Consider the following 16070-nt stretch of genomic DNA (forward strand, 5'->3'; position numbering starts at 1 on the left):
CGACGGGCGTGCCGACGGCTGTGGACTCCGCGAAGCGAGGGGATCATCTGCGCGGTGACCTCGCGCTGAGCAGGATCCGCTGAAGCCGCGGCAGTCGGCCCTTCCCGTAGCAGCGCTGCCCGTTGCTCGCGATGTACGCGGGCGGCAGCAGGCCTATGTCGTGATAGTGCCGCAGGGTCTGGGACGTCACGGGCGGACATCCGGCCACGTACGCGATCGACCAGGCCATCAACGGTGCTCTTCCTTCGCCGGGGCTGGTGGTTCCGGCCCCGCACGAAGCCGTTGCAGTTGACGCGGCGTACACCGCAAGTCCGACGCGTGCCGTCGCTTCAGGCTCGTGACGCAATCGGTCACCCGATCGTTCCGGGCACGGATCATCGGGCCCTGGAAGCGAGGTGATTCATACGGTGAAGACATCAGAGGGAAGGACACGCACCCGTGCTGGAGCAGCTCAACGAGGCGCTCGACCACATCGAGCGCTGCCTCGAAGCGGAGGCCGGCCGGGAGGTCGACATCGTCGAAGTCGCCCGGATCGCGATGACGTCGGAGTACCACTTCCGGCGCCTGTTCTCGGCGCTCGCCGGGATGCCGCTCTCCGTGTACATACGACGCCGGCGCATGACGATTGCCGGGGCCGAGGTGCTGGGCGGGGAGCGGACGCTGCTCGACGTGGCCGTGCGGTACGGGTACGGCTCGGGCGAGGCGTTCGCCCGGGCGTTCCGGTCGGTGCACGGCATCGGGCCAGGCGAGGCCCGGCGCACGGGTGCGACGCTCACGGCGCAGTCGCGCATGTCCTTCCGTGTCGTCGTCGAAGGGAGTACGACCATGCGGTATCGGATCGTCGAGAAGGAAGCGTTTCGGGTCGTTGGAAGGAAGGCGCGGGTCCCCCTCGTGCACGAGGGGGTCAACGCGGCGGCCGCGGCACACGTGGAGAGCCTGGACGAGCAGGCCATCGTAAGGATGAAGAAGCTGGCCGACGGGGAGCCGAAGGGGGTCCTGTCGGCGGTGGTGCATCTGACCGACAGCCGGGAGGAGGGCGCCGAGGTGGACTACTGGATCGGCGTGGTCACCGGCCCCGAGGCGGCCGCGGAGGAGCTCGACGCCCTCGACGTACCGGCCGGGGCCTGGGCGGTCTTCGACAACCACGGGCCGTATCCGAGCGCCCTCCAGGAGCTGTGGCGGGACGTGTTCACGCAGTGGTTCCCCTCGAACCCGTACGCGAGCCGGCCGGGTCCGGAGCTGCTGCGGACACAGCCGGTGGAGATCGGCGCGGAGACGGACTCCCAGCTATGGATCCCGGTCGAACGGGTCAGCGGGACCAACGGGGAGTGAAGACCGAGACCTGGACGTCGTCTTTCGGGCGGAAGGCGACGTTCAGGTCCAGGGTGCCGGCGGCCATCCCCGCGCGAGCGAGGAGCAGGCCGCGAGGCCGCTGGGGAGAGCTGATCACCGCAGCCCGTCAAGGGGCCGCCGCGTCGCCAAGGGTGCTCGGCTGGATTCGGTACGACGACGGTCCTGTGCAATGGGAGCAGCAGATCACGGTCATGCGGGTGCCGTTCGCGTCTTTTGCGGCTTCTGGGGTGTGTCCCAGGAGGCCGCGCGAGGCCCGCCCGCCTTTTGGCTCGGTGCGCGCCGAAGGCGCCTGGCAAAAAGCGCTCCGCGTAGCGGACCGAATCGCCGGTGAACGCGCCCGGCGGTTCGCCCGGAGGGCCCGCCAGGGCCCGTACCCGAGGACGGCAGCAGCCTGCTCGGCGCTCAGGTCCTGACGCGTGGCCCGAGCGGCCCCGTGGCCGACCTGCGCGGCCGTGACCGGTGTCAGCGGCCGTCGCGGCGCCACTCGTATCGCCACACTGCGTCGAGTTCGTACTCGTGCGGGGTGCCGGGCGGTGCTGGGGGAAGGCGGCGTGCCGCTTCCACGCACCGCTCGTCGTTGTGCAGCGCAAGCCCGTACACGGCGGTGACCTGGACTCGGCGGTCCGTGTCGTCCAGCAAAGCAGCCATGGCGTCGGCGAAGACGGGATCGTGGTCCCTTCCCTCGGCCACCGTGAGGCAGGCGGCCCGCCGGACCACGGAGTCCATGTCCGTCATCAGCACCAGCAGCGCCTCACGAACATCGTCAGTGCAGGCAGGTGTCTCGGGGCATGTGCCGAACCCGCGTGCCACCGCGCACCGTACCCCCGCGTCGGGGTGCCCGGCGTAGGGCGTAAGGGCCGCGTCCGCGCGCGGATCGCCGTGTTCTCCGAGCGCGACCAGCACCTCGGTGAGCACGGCGAGGTCCTCTTCCTCCGTCGACCAGTCGGTGAAGAGGTCCAGGGCAGGGCCGGCGAACGCGTCCTCGTCACTGTCGTCGAAGAGGTGGGTCAGCCGTAGCACCTCAGCACCGAACAAACGGCGGGACGGCTCGGAATGTGTTCGCAGCGCCGCGGCCGCCGTCCAAGTCTCCCGGTCTCGACGGTTGGCCAACAGGATGGCGGCATTCCCCCATGCGGCATGGTCCTGGTAGCGGTTCAACGCGCGTGCCATCAGCTCCTCGAAGGAGCTACGCCTGCCCAGCAGATCCTCCAGATGCGTGAGAATCGCCGCGTGCCCATCGCGAACAGTCATCCCCCCGAGGAAGTACTCGTCGACGCTGTAGTACTCGTCGTCCTGAACGCGGGTACGGACAAGAGCATCCCGTGAGCCCGTGAGGCGCCGCAGTTCGGTGTCGACGCCCGCCTCGTGCCAGCGGCGCGCGAGATCCCGCGCCTCCAGGAGCTCGGACTCGCTGTACCTCCCCCGAATCGTGTCGTACAGGAGCGCCTCGACCAGGGCGGGCGAGCCCGAATCCACCGCTTCGCGCAGTGGTAGCAGTTCGCCCGGTCCGCACCGGCGGGGGTCGGCGCCGTGGTGGAGTAGCAGTTGGGCTATGGCTCCCGAGTACCTTCCGACGGCCAGGCAGAACGCGGCGTCCCTGACGTCGGAGTCACTGTCCTGCAGAAGCAGCCTCTTCACCAGGGCGGTGTCTCCGGCTCGGACCGCGGACATCAGGGGAGAACTGCCGTCCACTGCACCACTGGCACCACTCGCATCACTACCCATGTCGCTGCTCCCCCGTCGCGTTTTCGCAGCTCGTGAAGTCTAGGGCCGTCGACTGGGCACCGGCGGGAGGGTCGGGAGGTGGCGGCCGTGCGCAGTCGTGCGCGGTCGAGGGCCTCGACGATCAGATACCTCGCAGCGGTACTCCCCCGCTCGGCTGTTGGGTCCAATGCAACATCGTGGCGTCAGATTTACCGCCCCAGGCCAGACCCCACACCATCACATGATGGAGCGACGCCCCGTCATCAGCCCGCACCAAGCCGTCACCCACGTCCGCGGAAGCGCGATTCCCGCGCTCTGGTCCCGCTGCTCCGGCGTCGTCATGCCCACAAGCGGACGAGCATGCACGGACACGGAGTTGTCGACTTGCGCAGCGAAGAGGGCGGCGCCCAGCTCGGGCACGGCCTCTCCGTGTGGTCACGAGGCGCGCGACCGCGCCGGTACGACGCAGCGGATTCCGCCGCCGGGGTGCCACTCAGTGCCACTCCAGCACCGGCCCGACAGCCTGCCCATGCTCGCGGCACCAGTCGACCGGGACGACGCCGCCGCAGCCGTGCCCATTGCACACGCACGCCCTTCGCGGGCCGGCGTACAGGTACCTCGTGGCGGACCACTCCGCCCGCCGCGCCGTCCGCAGCGGTGCCCCGCAGGCCGGCCAACCCAGACGTCCCCCGCGGGCCGCCCGACTCCGACCGGAAGCGGTCGATTACCCGCACCTCCCCCAGCACCGCCACGGGACCCGTGCCGGGCGCGGTCAGCCGGCGCTCCGACGCCGCGAACTCCCTGGCTGTCAGTGTGGCCAGGAGGTCGGCGTCCGTCGGTGGACCAGCCGGGCCCCCAGTCGCGGTGCCTGCCGTTCGGAGAGGAGTAGGCCAGGTCCACCGCGATCACCGATTCGTCACGCTGTAGGCGCGTGACGAACGTGCCGGCCGTCAGCAGCAGCCCGCCGGTGGCGGCCAGTGGCACGAACACCGTCGCGATTTCGAGTAGGGCAGGCAGGATCAAGGCCATCGCGGTCGTCCGATGCGGGGCCGGGGTACTCGGGATGGTTATGGGCGACGCCCTGCACGGCGACGGCCTGCGCCACGGCGGTCGGGTCGCCGGGATGTTCGGCTGCGGCCTTGTCGAGGCCCGCGGCCGCGTGGGAGGGCTCAGCGCCGCCGGGGCAGACGATGGAGCGTCACGTCGTACACCCTCCCGTCAGCGACCGTCAGCGTCATGAACGAGCAGAAGGGCTGGCGTCTGCGGTCCGTGGGCGAGCCCGGGTTGAGCAGGCGCAGTCTCCCGGCGGTGGTGTCCCACGGAATATGGCTGTGGCCGAAAACCAGGAGGTCCACCTCGGGGAACCGTGCGGCGCAGCGCCGTTCCCGTCCGGCGGCCGCTCCCGTCTCGTGCACAACCCCGAAGCGCACTCCTTCCAGCTCGGCGTAAGCGACCTCCGGGAGTCTGCGGCGCAGGCCGGGGCCGTCGTTGTTGCCGTACACGCCGATCAGCCGGCGGGACCTGGACTCCAACAGGTCGAGTGTGGGCTCGTCGATCCAGTCCCCGGCGTGGATGACGGCGTCGGCGTCGTCGACGGCGGCCACGAGGGCTTCCGGGAGTGACGTGGCGCGGGTGGGGATGTGGGTGTCCGAGGTCAGCAGGAGCCGCATGCGTCCCACGGTAGAACGCTACGGCCACGAGCACCTCGGCGGACGCGATCCGTCTGAGCACGGTGGCGGTACACGGACCGCTGGAGAGGCCGGGGGCGAAGGACCGGCTCCGTGCGCTCTGGCGAAGGAGTTGCCGAGGTCAGCGTGCCGTGCGGCCCCGCCGCCCTGGCCGCGTCCTCAACCGGCGCGTCCTCGACCCCGGACACGAACGCTGGTGCTGAGATGGGGAAGGTGGCGTCATCTATGACGGTGTCGTTCATGTACCGCATCCCCGGGGCAACAGGCCGAGGCGGCCGTATGGCCGGCTACGGCTCGGGGTGAGGGGCCGCCCCACCGCCGGCTCGGGCGCTGCACCTCATGCCAAGCGATAAGCAGGCCCGCACGAATTCTAAGATTCGGCGGCAGTACCTGACTGAATGAAGTAGCCGTCCGCCGGCACCGCAGGCCCTGCACTGATCGCGGCCCGATACCTCTCTTCCACTATCTCGGCGAACATCGCAGCTCTTCGATCCCGCCCTCCGACGGCGCCTTGAAGCCATGTACTGCTACCAAGACGCCAATGCAGTCTTCCTATTTCGCCGCGAAAGTGCCGATCAAGGATAAAGCGAAGTGTGGAGGCATCTATATCCCCAAGCTGATACGCAGCATGCCATCTACCTATGATCAGATTGGTAAAGATGACCTGCCGGTACCGCTCGAATACGATCGGAGCGTCAGGCGGTTCCCAGCACACAGCCAGGGCGGGATCCTCCATGGCCAGATAGACCATCTGTCGATGCGTAGCTCTGTCCCGTTCGTCTCTCACAGCCTTCGTTTGCCGGGCTTGATACATGAGCGACATTGCGACACCTGCCAGCGCAATACCAGACAGCAGCACCGATGCCGCACTGAAAGCCTGAGTGCGGTCACCGAGAATCTTGAAGACGGACACAAGAAGTGCTGCAAATAGCACCACGGAACCGGTCACGGAGACCACAAGCCGACGATGAATCCTCAAAGCATGAACCACTACACCTCCCCCAGTCCCGCCAATGTTGACAGCACAACGGAACGGGAACAATAGGCTGGGTGACCGCGATCCGACTCTCCTGAAACCTCCGCCCCAGGAAGTGGAAGTAACCACTCTGCTTTCACAGTCGCCCAGCGGAAAAGGTCACATTCCGTCCAGGAAGGACCGTCGGCCGCCCTGCCCATACCTACGACGAGCACGTCGATAGCTGCGCTGTGTGTTGCTGGGCGAGCCGAACTCCTGAGCTGGTTGAAGACCACCGCGGAGGCGATGCCTTCTGAGGATCGACCTGCCGGACCTGATGTTCGACGCCCAGCGCACCCGTATGGAGGAGCCTGCGCGCTGGCCGAGCTCGGCGACGACCGGCACCGGTTCGCCGATGCCGCGGACTGACACTTCGTGTCCGGACTCGACCTCGCGCCCCTCAACCTGAGCCTCGCACGTGTGCGTGCGAAGGGGCCCGGGCTCTCGTCTGTGGTCCACGACGCGGTGGCTTCGCCTGGAGGCCGCCTCTCCTCCAAGTGCTGGCATGGCCGTTCAAGGGCGACGGTCAAGGCTGGTTTACCCCCGAGAACCTGGCCCGCTGCATGGATGGCTGGAGCAGCCGGCAGCGCATGGACCAAGGTCCCCGCGTCACCTTGTGCTCCGCGCATCCCACCGCTGAGACAGCCGCCCAAGGACCCACCCGCGAGGCGGCGGGGACCGCAGCGCATCGAGTCGGTGAACTGTGGCCGGCGGATGACTGGGCTGTGGCGAGAAGTGCGGGTTCAGGTGGCGTAAAAGGGTCTCGACTGTCAGAAGTGTCCGATACAACTTGCAGTACTACCTGACGGTGTTCACCCGCGGCACCCCCGGGCCGCGCAACGGGAGCGTCCGACTGAGGACGAGGTTGGTGGTAGTGCTCCCGAACTCGGCCAGCTCGTCAACGACCTCCTCCAGGTGGGCCATCGACGTGGCCGTCACCTTCATGACGTAGCAGTCGTCTCCGGTGGTGCGCAGGCACTCCAGGATCTCCGGGCGCTCCTCCAGCAGCCGGCGCAGCGGCTGGTGCCGGGTTCCCGGCCCCGGGTACTTGAGCCGGACCACCGCCATCACTGGGTAATCGGTCCGCTCCGGGTTCACCTCCGCACGGTACCCCGTGATCACCCCGGCCTCCTCGAGCCGGCGCACCCGCTCCTTGGTCGCCGACGCGCTCAGGTTCACCCGCCGCGCCAGCTCGGTGAACGGGATCCGGCCGTCCCGTTGGACTTCTGTCAGGATGGCCCAGTCCGTCACGTCGAGACTCTCGGTCATACGCCCATTCTACCGGCGGATCCACGGCTGAACCGCCTCTGAACAGGCGGGAATCCCTTCTGGCGATCCATACGCCCTGCCTAGGGTTGGGCCTATGAAGATCGGAGTGAACGTCCTCAATTTCGGCCCGGGCACTGACCCCGGAGTATTGCGAAGCTGGGCCCAGACCGTGGAGGGCCTGGGCTTCGACCCACTGATGATCTCGGACCACGTAGCCATTACGCCGGATGTCGCCGAGCGCTATCCGGCCCCCTTCTACGAGCCCTTCACCACCTTGTCCTGGCTGGCCGGCCTCACCACCCGCATCCAGCTCGGCACGACTGTCCTCATCGCTCCCTACCGGCACCCGCTGCTCACCGCCCGAATGGCGGCCAATCTGAATGAGCTGAGCGGCGGCCGGCTGGTCCTCGGCGTGGGAGTGGGCTGGGCGCGGCAGGAGTTCGCTGCCCTCGACATCCCGTTCTCACAGCGCGGACAGCTGACCGACGGCCACCTGCGGGACATCCGGGCCGCCTGGAAGGACACCGCCTCATACGGAGACCGCCGGATCCCGGTGTGGGTCGGCGGCAACAGCGACGCGGGGCTGCGCCGGGCCGTACGACTCGGAGACGCATGGCATCTGCTGCGCCCCACCATGCCGTGGCTGCGCGAAGCCGCAGGCAGGCTGGAGACGTACGCGGACGAGCAACACCTGCCGGTGCCCGCCCTGGCTCCCCGCATCGCCCTGCGACTCACCCAGGAACCGGTCGACGGAGCAGGACGGCTCGCTGGTGAGGGCACCATCGACCAGATCATGGACGACCTCGACCAGCTAAGGCTGCTGGGCGCCAAGTACGTCGTCCTGGACACCTACCAGGGCGACCCCCACGCGACATGTCACCCGCAGGCGGCCTGGCAGGCCCTCGCCACCGTAGCCGCGCACCGTCTCCCGCCCAGCGCCCCCCACCGCACCACGATGGAGCAGTCATGACCACACCCGACGACCACACCCTCCTCCGACAGGCCATCTCTCTCGCGGCCAAGGCACACGCGAGCGGCAACCCGCCCTTCGGATCTCTGTTGGCAGGACCGGACGGAACGATCCTGGCCGAGGAGCACAACACCACCCGCACCGACAACGACATCACTGCACACCCGGAACTCAAATTGGCGAGGTGGGCCGCAAGAGAACTCGACGCGCAGACGGCGGCAGGCACCACGATGTACACCAGCTGCCAGCCGTGCGGGATGTGCGAGGCCGTCATCCAATGGGCAGGGCTGCGGCGAGTGGTGTTCGCCCTGTCCGCCGAACAGCTCCTGGACATCAGACCGGGCAGCAGCCGACCGCCCGTGCCGCAGGAGGGCCCCGCGCTGCTCGACGAGGTACGGGCTGCGGTCGAGCCCTACTATCGCTGACCGCCGCGCGGCACAGCCCGCCACCAGCGGAACACACATGGGTGCGCTCGTGCCTCCAAAAGAGCCACGTGCGCATGCCTGTGCATGGCGCCGGCTCCGGCCAGCCTCGCGTTGCCTGCGGCTCGGCGACCACGGTGCCTCGTCCCGGGGAGCCGGCACGCCGGTGATGGCCTCGAAGACCATGTCCTCCCGCAGCGCTGCGTCGACGGGTCACAGAGACCGAGGCCGTCGTGCGGCGAGCTGCGTCACGGAGAAGGGGCCGGCCCTGGAGTGCGACCCTTCGCGTGTCGTGGCCCATTCGGCGTCTCCGTCCGGGCCGTCCGCCTGCCCGTACGGATCACGCCGGGAAGCCGACGGCGGTTGCGCATGGTCGGCTGGGCTCGGCTGGTTGCGGTCCCCTGACGGTCGGCCGTACACCGCAGAAAGAGGAGTCTCCGATGTCTCGTCGGCATGTCCCGGCCGTCCTCGGCCTAGTGGCGGGCGCGCTGGTGGCGGTCCCCGTCCCGGCCGCTCACGCCGCCACAGTGCAGGCTCGCTGCTCCGTCTCGGCTTCACTGGAAAACGACAGCGACCTTCACCAAGAAAACGACATCCCCACGAGCCCACCCACCCCAACTACCAGCAAAGACGCCTCACACACCCAGTGCAAACAACTGACGCCACCCACTGAAAGTCACACGACGCCCATCAATCTGCGCAGCACTCAACCAACCTGCGCAGCGGCGGTCAGGCCGACGAACACCGCAGGTCAGAAGACCAACGAACCCCGATGCTGCCCAGATTCAGTGAGCCGACCCATCACCAAAACCGCTCACCCAAACTGCACAACCCCAGGTCAGAGCCTTGACGACTGCTCAGTTTCACCGACCAGCGACACCAGAAGGCTGCGCGGTCAGCGCCGGCCGCGGCCGATGCGGCGGTCGTCCGCCAGTGCGGTAAGCGGGCCGAACTCGCGGGCAAGCTGGTTCCACGTCAGAACCTCGCCACAGCGGGCCGGGAACTCCTTCGGGTTGAACTCGGGCATGGTCCAGGTGCCAGTGCCCCGGTCCCGCAGCCACAGGTCCCCGTCACCGTCGACCACAGTCGGCGGGACCGGTACGGGCTCGGCCTGATCGGTGGGCTCCCAGGTGACCCGGCCCGGGTGGGAAACGCGGCGCAGCTCGGTGGTGGCCAGCCGCGCGGCCAAGTCACGGGTGGACTCTTCGGCGTCCTTGACCGACGCGAGTCGGAATGCGTCGTCAAGTACGGGCAGGGCTGGATTCTTGCTGCGCTTTGAACTCATACGCTGACTACCTCCGGTGGGGGGCGTCACATCCGTTATGGCACCCCGTAGAGGAACACGGTATCCGAGGCGGGAGCCGGGCCGGCTACGACCACTGTCCAGGTGGAGGCGCTGGCACACCGGTCGGTGGGGCTAGGTGGTGAGCTGGTCCACGGCGGGGCGCAGCGGGGCCGGGACGTCCTCGATCCGGCGCTCACGGCGGGCTGCCGCCCGCGTGCTCTGGATGTCTGTGGGGGCGTCGAAAAAGAGGTGGGTGTGGCGGTTCCGGGAACGGATCTCTTGAGGTGCCTGCTGGTGGAGCGGCCAGAGGTCAGGTTGATCTCGGTGAACCTAACCGAGCACGGCGTTGACGCCGTTGACGGCCGCGAATACGGCTCAGGGAGCCCCTGCTCTCAGGGTAGCCAGACGCCTCTGCCCGGGGATCAGAAGCAGGCACTCAGCTTGACTCTGTCGGGGATCTTGGAGTTTCCCAGTGCGGCAGCATGGTCAACGGGCATGCTCGGGTAGTTCCGCCGACCGATGCAGCTGTCGAGGTGCCCGTTGTCCCTTCGCCCACGTTCCGGTGAGCAGATCCCGCCTCTGACCGCGCAGGTCGCACGGTCGAGCAACCCGGGTGGCACGACGGCGATATGGGTGAGAGACCGGCTGGACGGGCTGTGGCACGACGAGGACTTCGCCGACTGGTACCCGCGAGACGGACGTCCGGGCCTCTCACCTGCTCAACTGGCTACCGTCTGTGTGCTGCAGTTTCTGCTCGGCCTGTCGGACCGGCAGGCCGCCGAGGCGGTCCGCTGCCGCATCGACTTCAAGTACGCGATGGCCATGGAGCTGGACGACCCCGGCTTCCACCACAGCGTGCTGGCCGATTTCCGCGACCGTCTCGCCGAAGGCGACCGTGCCGACCGGCTCCTCGACCTCGCGCTGGCCCGCCTCAAGGAGGCCGGACTGGTGCGCGAGCGCACCACCCAGCGCACCGACTCCACTCACGTCCTGGCCGCGGTGCGCGACCTGACCCGACTGGAACTGATCACCGAAGCGGTCCGCGCCGCACTCGAAGAAGTCGCCGGCACCTCCCCTCACCTGCTGGACGAGCTGGTCGACGAGGACTGGGGGCGCCGCTACGGCCGACCGGTCCGCCTGGGCAAGAACCCCACCAAGCCCAAAACCAGGATCCTCGCCACCGGAAACGACGCCGTCCGGCTCCTGGAACACCTCTACCGGCACGGCACAGACCGCACGTCCGGCCCTCGCCTCCAGGCCCTGCGCCAGATCATGGTGCAGAACTACCACCGGGATGCCGCAGGACACCTGCGCTGGCGCACCGCCGAGACGGAAGGCGGGCCCGGGCTGCCGCCCTCGCCGGGCGATCGTCTCTCCTTACGACACCTCGGCCCGCTACGCACGGCACGGACACATCATCAGCTGGAAGGGGTTCTCCGCTCACCTGACCGAGACCTGTGCTCCCGACGGCCCCAACGTGATCACGGACGTGGCCACCACCGCGGCCACCACCCACGACAGCCAGGTCCTCCCCGGTATCCACACCCGCCTGGCCCGTCGCGGGCTGCTGCCCGCCGAGCACCTGGTCGACGCCGGCTACACCTCCCTGCCCCACCTGGAACAAGCCACCCGTGAACACCAGGTCACCGTCTCCGGACCACTCCGGAGCAACCCCACCCGCCAGCACCGCCAAAACGAGGGTTTCGCCCGGGACGACTTCCACACCGACTACGACCAGCAGCAGGTCACCTGCCCCCAGGGCCAGGTCAGCGCGGGCTGGCACGGCCCCTACCCGACCTCCTCGCCCACCGCGGCCCCGCTGATCGTGGCCAGGTTCACCAAAAGCCAGTGCCGCCCCTGCCCGGCCCGCACCCAGTGCACCACCACCGCCGACAGCGCCCGCACCGTGGGCTTTCCCCCGCGAGAGCTCCGCGACCTGCAACTCCGCGTCCGCACCGAGCAACAGACACCCGAGTGGAAGACCCGCTACGCGGTCCGCTCCGGAGTGGAGGGCACGGTTAACGAGTTCGCCCACGGATACGGCATGCGACGCTGCCGCTATCGAGGACAGGGAAAGGCCCACATCCAGCACGTCCTGACAGCCATCGCCGTCAACATCGAGCGCCTCAGCGGTCTGCCACCAACCGAGGAAGCCCCCACGCCCCGCCGACCGACTGCCTTCCAGAACTACCTCGACCAGCGCGAGATACCCCGGCCGAAGTCCTGGCGAACCCTGGGCAGCTGACCTCAGCGGCCCCAAGATCCCCGACAGAGTCAAGCTCAGACAGCGGCCTTCAGGGCCTTACAGCTCTGACACAAGGGGCTGGCCCCGTGGCCGTACCTGCAACACGGCTGGTGGCTTCTCTGCACCGACAGCGAGATCGAGGCCGTCATCGAAGCGCCGGCCGAAGACCTCATCACGTTCCGACAAGTCCTCACCCAGGTGCTCGGCTACGGACGTGCGGACGCCGTACCCACGCGTGTAGGCATCTGATCGGCCTCTCCTTGAGACTCGGAAGCGCCCTGCCCAACGAGCCAGAGATGATGCAGTTGACACCCCAGCATCTCGCGGCTGGCCGGCCGCGCAGCCACACACTTGACCTTCACCACCCGCCTGCGCTTTCTATCTGTATCGCCAGCCACACGAGCGGTGCCGCTGCCAGAACGATCAGCACCAGACAGCACGGTACCTGGGACGGCCCCTTGAGTGGCTCGGCTGCTACCTGCGGGGCCACTCGGCGCACGTCGTCGGCGTTATACCACTCCTTGTGGGCGTACCCCGTAGTGGTCAGCCAGCTCTCCGTTCCCATCCGCACCCCATGGGCCAGCGCATTCACATGCACCGAGTGAGTACGGACGCCCGGCCACAAGTAGCTCACCTCGCGAGCCGTCAGCATGTCCTTCTCTTCGTGCGCCATATTCCGCCCTTCCCCCCGGCAGTCGGTGGCACGACATCATGAACTGTCCCATAGTCAGGCGCAGTTCGTCCCCCTATCGATCCTCGGCGTTCCGACGCGGCGATCCGCTTCCCGGGCCCCGAACGCCTGGCGCGAGCGGGCTGGCCCTCGTCATCGAGAACGGGCGGTCAGGGTCTGACCGCCGCCCTACCCCGAATCACGGCGCCGGGGCGTGAGCACCGTCAGTGCAGTCAACAAGCCCGCCATGTGCGCGATACGGGGCCCCTGCGAACCCTTGTGCGAGGCGTGTAAGGCCGCGCGGCGGGCGCAGTACGGAGACTGAAGCCGTGTCTGTCCTGCCGCCTGACCTGCCTCGGCTGCGGACGCTGGTCACCTACCTGCGCGGCGAACTGGGCCGGGCCGAACAGGCCCTGGCCACGGCGGAGGAGCGCGAGGCCATCGCCGCATCCCGGCTGCCGCCGAAGGAGCCGCCCGCGTGGCTGATCGAGCGCGGGATCGGAGGCGGCCGGCTTCCGGCCTGCGTACACACCGGGGACTGCTGGGACACCGGCAACCGCTGCACCCCCGCCACCCCCGAGCAGATACGGCAACTGCTCGCCGAAGGCCACCCCGCCTGCCCCCACTGCCGGCCCGACACCGCGCTCGGAATGCTGGAGTGAGCGGATACCGGCAGGGTGAAGGGATGAGCCCTGCCCCGCGTGTCGGCGTCATCCGCCGGACGCCCAGGGCGGCCGCCGCGTCCGCTGCGACGGTGAAATCCTCGGCCGCGCCCTCGGCACCGCCGACCTCCTCGAGTTCCTGCGCCGGGCCGGCCTGGACCCCGACGTCGTCCGCCTGGATGATCCGCTGCTCATCGAATGGCGGGGCGGCGGGCCCGCCGTCTGGACGCCGGACACCGGCGAGGATGGCGGATTTCGCCTCGGCGGGAGGAAATGATCAAGTGCCGGAGTCTGATCGATTGGGCTGCGGCCGGGGCGTCAAGATCGCGCCGTGGTACGGATGAAGGAGTGGAACCGATGGCAACAGGCACTGTGAAGTGGTTCAACGCCGACAAGGGGTATGGCTTCATCAGCCAGGACGATGGCGGCCCCGACGTGTTCGTGCACTTCGCAGCCATCCAGACCAACGGATACAGGAGCTTGGAAGAGAACCAGCGGGTGGAGTTCGAGGTCACCCAGGGGCAGAAGGGTCCGCAAGCGGAACTGGTCCGCCCCTTGTAACCCCCTCTTCGTTCTGGCTGCGCTCTGTATCCACGCGATGGCCAGTGGAACAGAGCGCAGTCCCGGTTTCGCCAACAGCATCCCCGGTAAGGGTGGCGGCCCGCACTGCTGCTCCGGTCAGTGGCTCCGGCCGCAGGAACCGGTTACTGAGGATTTCAGGCTGGAGTCGGTGGGTTGATGGGGGCCGGCAGCCTGGTCCCTGGCGTGACCGTGGGCGAGGACCTCGCCCCGCACCGGGCGAGCGCGGCCCGGCCGGCCACCGCCGCCGGACCGACCCCGGCGGGCAACGGGATCCCGGTCTCCGGTGGAGTCCCGGCGCGCCCCGCCACGACGGGCGGCGCCGCGGCCGCTCCCGCCTTCGGGACGTCCTCCGCCGGGCGGGGCCGCCCGACCACGTCCTCGGGCTGAACCGCTCCGCTCCGCGACGGGGCGGCCTCGGCCGGGCGGAGCCGGGGGCGCGCGAAAGCCCGCATTGTGGCAGACGCGGGCGCGGGGGTCATGCCACGCGTTCCCGGGGCATGACCCCCGGATGCCGCGGGTGGACTAATGAGGGCAACGAACCGGGCGGAACCGCCGCCCATCCCACCCCGAAGGAGGACAGCCATGGCTGCCCTGATCCCCCTCCGCAAGTCGCTCCTCATCGCCGCCTCCGCCGTCGCCGCGCTCCTCAGCGCCGGATCGGCCCAGGCCGCGTCGAGCTCCGCCCACCTGGCCAACGATCCCTCCGGGGCGAAGGTGCAACGCAGCAGCACGCTCGGAGGGTCGGACCACTCCAGTGCGTATTACTACTACTACGTACAGGCGCGGTAGCAGATGCTGTCTTCCCGTGTGCCGCCCGGCCCCTCGGGGGCCGGTCGGTACGGCAACCGGCGCGCGTTCGAGCGGGACCACCTCGGTTTCCTCCTCGACCAGCAGCAGTACGGCGACCTGGTCCGCTTCGACGACGACCTGTACATCGTGAACTCGCCCGCCCTGGCGGAGGAGGTCCTCAAGCACACCAACACCACCTACGGCATCTCCAGCGACCTGCTGGGCGAGGCGACCGACGGAAGCCGCGCCTCCGAAGACCTGGCCCTGTGGATGCGGGCCCGCAGCCTGGCGGGACGCGGCCTGAACCGGACCAGCATGCGCGCCGCCCGGGACAGCCTCGCGTCGACCGTCGTCCGCCACGCGGACACCTGGCACGCACGCGGCAGGATCGAAGCGATCCCCGCACTGGAAGACCTCACCGCCCACCTGATCGCCGAGTTCTGCCTCGGGCCCGAGACCGGCGATGTCCCCGACCTCTTGGCCCGCCTGCAGGACGCGCTGCTGCCCCCCACACTGCCCCTGCCGGCCCGCTGGCACGCGCTGCGCCGACGCCGCCTCCAGCGCGCCGGCCGCGACCTAGCCGACGAAGTCTCCTCCCTGATACGCCGGCGGCGTACGACGAGGCGGGACGACTCGCCCTCCGTGGTCGCCGACCTCCTGAACACCGCGTGCGACGAAGGCGCCCTCACCCACGAGGGCGCGACCAGCGTCATCGTCGCCAACCTCTTCGCCGCCCACGAGACCACCGCCGCCGCGCTCGCCTGGCTGCTCCTCCTCCTCGACCGGCACCCGGAAGTCCGTCGGCGGGTACGGGACGAGGCCGACCGGGAACTCGCCGGCGCGCTCCCCACCGCGTCCGACGTGCCCCGGCTGGCCGTCACCGAAGCCGTCGTGAAGGAGACCCTGCGCCTCTACCCCCCGCTCTGGTTCCTCCAGCGGACCATCCAGGAACCCACCGAACTCGCCGGCTACCCCCTGCGCCCCGGCCAGAAGGTCGCCGTCAGCCCCTTCGTCCTCCACCGCGACCCCCGCCACTACCACCGGCCCACCACGTTCGACCCGGACCGCTGGACCGACCGCGCCGCCAACCCGCTGCCCAAGTACGCGTTCATGCCGTTCGGCGGAGGGCCGCGCAACTGCCTCGGAACCCACTTCGCCACCACCGCCATGACCATCGTCACCGCAACCCTCACCCCCCACTACGAGGTCACCCGATCACCCGGCACGACACCCGTCTTCCACACGCGCACCATCCTCCAGCCCCACGACCTCACCCTCGACGTCTCGGTCCGTCCCCACCCACCCGGCGACCGGCCCGGCGACCACCGGCCCGCTGCGGACCCACAGCCCGAAGACCACCGGGCAGCCCGGTGTCCGTTCACCGCCAACACCCCCGCCGCACCGTGATGGACCGGC

16 protein-coding genes and 1 pseudogene are annotated in these 16070 nt (G+C 69.1%); 10 read left to right on the forward strand and 7 right to left on the reverse strand.

The genetic code is table 11. The features are described from left to right. Positions 1-43: 43 nt before the first annotated feature. Positions 44-229 carry a MerR family DNA-binding transcriptional regulator gene (locus OHA89_RS00860; RefSeq protein ID WP_257552081.1) on the reverse strand — a complete coding sequence of 62 codons (186 nt, stop codon included), beginning with the start codon at positions 227-229 and terminating at the stop codon, positions 44-46. A gap of 209 nt (positions 230-438) precedes the next feature. Between OHA89_RS00860 and OHA89_RS00865 the strand changes: the two genes are divergently transcribed. Then, the gene (locus OHA89_RS00865) at positions 439-1332 is read left to right on the forward strand and encodes a GyrI-like domain-containing protein (protein ID WP_406364898.1); all 894 of its coding nucleotides are present in this window, start codon (positions 439-441) and stop codon (positions 1330-1332) included. Positions 1333-1815: 483 nt separating this feature from the next. Here OHA89_RS00865 and OHA89_RS00870 read toward each other — a convergent pair whose 3' ends face one another. The 4 genes from OHA89_RS00870 to OHA89_RS00885 all read right to left on the reverse strand — a co-directional run bounded on the left by OHA89_RS00870 (position 1816) and on the right by OHA89_RS00885 (position 7029). Beyond that, on the reverse strand, positions 1816-3078 hold the full coding sequence (locus OHA89_RS00870; RefSeq protein ID WP_406364899.1) for a HEAT repeat domain-containing protein: 1263 nt from the start codon (positions 3076-3078) through the stop codon (positions 1816-1818). Between the two features lie 1148 nt (positions 3079-4226). Then, the gene (locus OHA89_RS00875; RefSeq protein WP_257552085.1) at positions 4227-4727 is read right to left on the reverse strand and encodes a metallophosphoesterase; all 501 of its coding nucleotides are present in this window, start codon (positions 4725-4727) and stop codon (positions 4227-4229) included. 388 nt (positions 4728-5115) lie between these two features. Continuing rightward, complete coding sequence (locus OHA89_RS00880; protein ID WP_406364900.1) at positions 5116-5694, reverse strand: DUF6082 family protein; 579 nt, start codon at positions 5692-5694, stop codon at positions 5116-5118. Between the two features lie 864 nt (positions 5695-6558). After that, entirely contained in the window at positions 6559-7029 is a 471-nt protein-coding gene (locus OHA89_RS00885) for an Lrp/AsnC family transcriptional regulator (protein ID WP_266616668.1), read from the reverse strand. A gap of 94 nt (positions 7030-7123) precedes the next feature. Here OHA89_RS00885 and OHA89_RS00890 point away from each other — a divergent pair, with 94 nt between their 5' ends. Continuing rightward, on the forward strand, positions 7124-7999 hold the full coding sequence (locus OHA89_RS00890) for a TIGR03619 family F420-dependent LLM class oxidoreductase (protein ID WP_406364901.1): 876 nt from the start codon (positions 7124-7126) through the stop codon (positions 7997-7999). Then, positions 7996-8424, forward strand: a complete 429-nt coding sequence (locus tag OHA89_RS00895) for a nucleoside deaminase (protein WP_257552089.1) — start codon at positions 7996-7998, stop codon at positions 8422-8424. The genes OHA89_RS00890 and OHA89_RS00895 overlap by 4 nt, the downstream gene beginning before the upstream one ends. 892 nt (positions 8425-9316) lie before the next feature. Here OHA89_RS00895 and OHA89_RS00900 read toward each other — a convergent pair. Then, the gene (locus OHA89_RS00900) at positions 9317-9706 is read right to left on the reverse strand and encodes a hypothetical protein (RefSeq protein ID WP_266616671.1); all 390 of its coding nucleotides are present in this window, start codon (positions 9704-9706) and stop codon (positions 9317-9319) included. Between the two features lie 519 nt (positions 9707-10225). On the opposite strand from OHA89_RS00900, the pseudogene OHA89_RS00905 reads away from it, so the two are divergent. Together OHA89_RS00905 and OHA89_RS00910 are read left to right on the forward strand one after the other, a co-directional pair. Next, a pseudogene (locus tag OHA89_RS00905) lies at positions 10226-10558 on the forward strand (transposase); the annotation flags it as partial. 625 nt (positions 10559-11183) lie between these two features. Next, positions 11184-11951, forward strand: a complete 768-nt coding sequence (locus OHA89_RS00910) for a transposase (RefSeq protein WP_406364902.1) — start codon at positions 11184-11186, stop codon at positions 11949-11951. Positions 11952-12309: 358 nt separating this feature from the next. On the opposite strand, the gene OHA89_RS00915 is transcribed toward OHA89_RS00910, so the two are convergent. Then, positions 12310-12624: a hypothetical protein gene (locus OHA89_RS00915; protein ID WP_266945521.1), complete on the reverse strand. Its 315-nt coding sequence runs from the start codon at positions 12622-12624 to the stop codon at positions 12310-12312. Between the two features lie 326 nt (positions 12625-12950). On the opposite strand from OHA89_RS00915, the gene OHA89_RS00920 reads away from it, so the two are divergent. The 5 genes from OHA89_RS00920 (at position 12951) to OHA89_RS00940 (ending at position 16061) form a co-directional block, all read left to right on the forward strand. Next, a complete protein-coding gene (locus OHA89_RS00920; RefSeq protein ID WP_257552092.1) occupies positions 12951-13283 on the forward strand; it encodes a DUF6233 domain-containing protein in 333 nt (110 codons plus the stop codon). A 357-nt stretch (positions 13284-13640) separates the two neighbouring features. Continuing rightward, positions 13641-13844 (forward strand): cold-shock protein, encoded by a 204-nt coding sequence (locus OHA89_RS00925; RefSeq protein WP_257552093.1) that lies wholly within the window; start codon positions 13641-13643, stop codon positions 13842-13844. A 177-nt stretch (positions 13845-14021) separates the two neighbouring features. Beyond that, positions 14022-14252, forward strand: a complete 231-nt coding sequence (locus OHA89_RS00930) for a hypothetical protein (protein ID WP_030711777.1) — start codon at positions 14022-14024, stop codon at positions 14250-14252. Between the two features lie 195 nt (positions 14253-14447). Next, a complete protein-coding gene (locus OHA89_RS00935; RefSeq protein ID WP_030711774.1) occupies positions 14448-14654 on the forward strand; it encodes a hypothetical protein in 207 nt (68 codons plus the stop codon). 3 nt (positions 14655-14657) lie between these two features. Next, positions 14658-16061: a cytochrome P450 gene (locus OHA89_RS00940; protein ID WP_406364903.1), complete on the forward strand. Its 1404-nt coding sequence runs from the start codon at positions 14658-14660 to the stop codon at positions 16059-16061. The last annotated feature ends 9 nt before the right edge of the window (positions 16062-16070 follow it).

It is taken from the genome of Streptomyces sp. NBC_01546 (assembly GCF_045208355.1).
Classification (GTDB): domain Bacteria; phylum Actinomycetota; class Actinomycetes; order Streptomycetales; family Streptomycetaceae; genus Streptomyces.